The sequence below is a fragment of the Citrobacter sp. Colony219 genome (assembly GCF_019382635.1).
Classification (GTDB): domain Bacteria; phylum Pseudomonadota; class Gammaproteobacteria; order Enterobacterales; family Enterobacteriaceae; genus Citrobacter; species Citrobacter youngae.
Genome location: NZ_CP080033.1, coordinates 3,195,666 through 3,196,285 on the forward strand (window position 1 = coordinate 3,195,666; position 620 = coordinate 3,196,285).

Sequence of the window (620 nt, forward strand, 5' to 3'; positions counted from 1 at the left end):
AACACCATCATAAAACCGATGAATGTCCGAAAAATAATACCTCATAGTATCTATAGGTAATAAATTTCGGACATAAAAACGAGCGAAAGCGAATTAACTACCTGAAAACGGGAGCGGCGAAGCAAGCGAACTGTTTCGGGTAGTTAGTGAGAGTGCTCACGCAGTGAGCACTTGATGGTTATCTCATTGTTTATATAGATAAAAGAATTAAACAGCACCCGCTTTGCGTGTACTGTCCGCTGGATTCGGTTCTACTGCTTCGTTCCCTTCGGTCACAGGCAGAGCGAACCAATCGCGTTTCTTGTTCTGTCAGTAAGTGCGTAACTAACTGTTATTTAATTACTTATTCTACAAATCATTCCTTTGAGTACTTCGTGGGGTATCTGCTGCTTCAGTTGCTGGAAAAGCCCTGTCAGTACTGACCAGAGCGAAGCGACCCCGATCCGATTAATCCCCCTCCATGATGGTGTTTCGGACAAAACGCACAGGAAGCCCCTGAACGTGATGTTCGTTACTGGCATACCTCAATGTACAAAACTCCATAAAACGCCGTAGCGATGTTTTGAGAGCGTTTGTGTGGTGGCATCGTCAGTACTCTCTGTATTGAAATCAGATACATA